The following is a 2,576-nucleotide window of genomic DNA, read 5'->3' on the forward strand; positions in this document are numbered from 1 at the left end:
CATTTACATCGTTAATCTTAGTGTAGTTGGGGTTATATCCCTTTTTTAAATAGCCGCGCCAGATGTAGCCACCCTTGACAATGTTGTTTTTAGGTGAAATTCCTTGAATCCGATAGTAAACCGCATTTTTCCCATTATGTTGAACCACGTATTGGCGGGAAACTTGCCAAGTTGTGTTAGGATAGTTTTTAATGTTATGAACGACACGTGAATGGTTAATTGTTTGCCAAATATAGCCATTCTTTCCAGATTTTTTAGCATGGTAAGCAGTATTGGCTACATAGAGACGCTTAACGATTTGATAATTTGATTTGGCTTGCACTTGGGATGCAACTGCCAAGAAATCACACCAGCAAGCATCATGCCAATCATTAATGAAGGAATAGCATATTTTTTCATTTTCGTACTCCTTTAAATTTATTAAGGGTTTGAGCCTGTTGAATTGCTCAGTTGCCTTAACTCTGAAAGAAGTTGCAGTAGCTGAGCGTGATAAATATCATCTCGTAAGGTTTGATTTTGTTGGCTGAACCAATATTGCTCAGCCGGATAAACGTATTTTTCCGGAACTTGGTACTTGGTTGCAATTTCCCTGAAAGTAGTCGGATTATTGGCAGCCTGCTGAAGCCGATAAAGTGGTTCTTGTTGAATGAGCTGCACAACCTGCGGCCTGACTTCCTTTGGTAATTTTGGCTCGACAATTTTGACAACGGTATTTTTAATCGGCTTGTCCAGAATGGTATTGGTTTGTCGCTGAGCATCCCCCAGCTCGTGAATTTGTTGGCCGATGTAGGCAATCCCACCCAAAATAACAAACAGAATTATTAAAAAGACAATTAGCTTTGTATGCTTATTTTTAGCAGCTTTTTGCGTGTTCCGATTGCGCTGCATGCGCGACGGTGTTTGATCCTGCATAAAAATCCCCTCTAATGTTTATTACTTCATCAAGTATAACATTTATTGGAAAGCCGGCTTTAATTTGGTTTGGGTTTTAAGCAAACGGCTGCTTTTTGAATTTTGTAAAGCTGATGATTAAAAAGAGAATTCCTGCGATAAGCTGACTGATGATACCAAGCCAACCTTGGTGATTCATAATGGTTAATAAATTAAATACGCCCAAGTGCGGGTAACCGATACATAGTGCCAGAAAAGCGGTTGGTATCAGATAGGCAAGCGCCGGAAAATGACACAGCCGATAGCTTAATGCAGCTAAACTACCGATGAATAAAGGCTTTACCAAGAAATCAGCCCAAAGCAATCCCAGGTTTAAATTGGCAGTTGAAAGCAAGTAAATCAATATAAGAAGGCTGTTGATGATCGATAAGAAAAGCAGGGACCAACCGAAGCGCAGTGCGTAGATTGTTTTTAATTGAATTGGTTTACTGTTTATTACGGCCGTCATATCAGCAGTTTGTTCAGGCAGGAAAATATTGCCAAAGGCAAAGATGCTAATTAACGGCATGAATAATTCTCCAGGGATGGCAGCCTGAACGGTTGTCGTTGGTGTGGTTGAAAAAAGGATCGGGATTAGCAGACATAGTGTGAGAATAAGCACATTAGTTTTAAGAATGTTGGTGCGAAAATCCAAAGTGAATAATTTTGGCCAATTTAGGAGCATGGTATTTCCCTCCTCGCTGTAGATTAAGAAGCCAGATTGTGATGCCCAGTAAAAAGATTGCGAGCAACGCGTAACTGATTCGATTGATTATCAGCTGTGAAAGATGATCATAGAAATAGGCGACGTTATGAAGGGAATTGTGCCGGGGAATAAACAGCCAGCCATAGTTTCCCGTCACCTGACGGGCGCCAATTATCATGGTACTGATCCACCAGCCGATCTGAATAATAAAACCTGAAAAGTTGCCAAGAAGTGCGTAACTGAGGAAACCGACTGAACTGCTGACCATTACCGTTGGTAATATCCAAAAAAGAATTGTCTGTAAAAAAGCAAAGTTGTTAATTTGGAAGTGGTGATACAAAATTGCTATTCGAACAGTGAAGAGGACAGCTGTTAATAAAACCGGTAAAAGCAGTGCGGTAAGGGAAGCTAAATATCTGATAGATACCCACTTGGCAGTGCTTGTCCGTTTGACCTGAATAACCGGTAAGGCCTTACTTTTTCGATCAGTGTAACAATAAGCAATAATTAGAATGGTCGGTAGAATCCCCATAATAATGCCGGCGATGTCGCCGAATAGTCTGGCAAAGGAACCGGAAATCCGATCTTTAGTCAAAATGAGGTGGTGATCATGGTTGGCCTCAGCCATTGTCATGGGACGGGAAGCCAACCCCTGCAGATTCTGCTGACTGTAATTTGAAGCCCCACCAAGCAACTTATTGACTGAATTCAAGTTTTGAGTGAGGGTGGCTTTGGTTTCCGATGCTTTAGCCTGCTTCAAGTAGTAGCTGACTCTTTCTTGCTTGTGAACTGATAAGGTTACCTGTTTTTCAAAACCAAGCGGGTACGTCGCATAAGTGTTGGCTTGATGTTCGTCTTTTAACTCGCTTAAAGCATTGCGCTTTAATGTTTGATAATCAGTTGCGGTAATATAGTCGGTATTTTCAGGTTGAGGGGCTTT

Annotated in this window: 3 protein-coding genes and 1 pseudogene; all 4 read right to left on the minus strand. The window is 41.1% G+C overall.

Annotation, left to right across the window (positions count from 1 at the left end; translation table 11 throughout):
- Positions 1-340: pseudogene (locus JCM14108_RS13665) on the minus strand (hypothetical protein); the annotation flags it as partial.
- 80 nt (positions 341-420) lie between these two features.
- A complete protein-coding gene (locus JCM14108_RS13670; RefSeq protein ID WP_035181507.1) occupies positions 421-912 on the minus strand; it encodes a hypothetical protein in 492 nt (163 codons plus the stop codon).
- A 76-nt stretch (positions 913-988) separates the two neighbouring features.
- A complete protein-coding gene (locus JCM14108_RS13675) occupies positions 989-1,615 on the minus strand; it encodes an ABC transporter permease (protein WP_152536963.1) in 627 nt (208 codons plus the stop codon).
- On the minus strand, positions 1,560-2,576 hold a 1,017-nt coding region (locus tag JCM14108_RS14630; protein ID WP_051996238.1), incomplete at its 5' end, for an ABC transporter permease. The genes JCM14108_RS13675 and JCM14108_RS14630, both read right to left, overlap by 56 nt.

Origin of the sequence: Lentilactobacillus farraginis DSM 18382 = JCM 14108, assembly GCF_000583655.1 — a bacterium.
Taxonomy (GTDB): Bacteria; Bacillota; Bacilli; order Lactobacillales; family Lactobacillaceae; genus Lentilactobacillus; species Lentilactobacillus farraginis.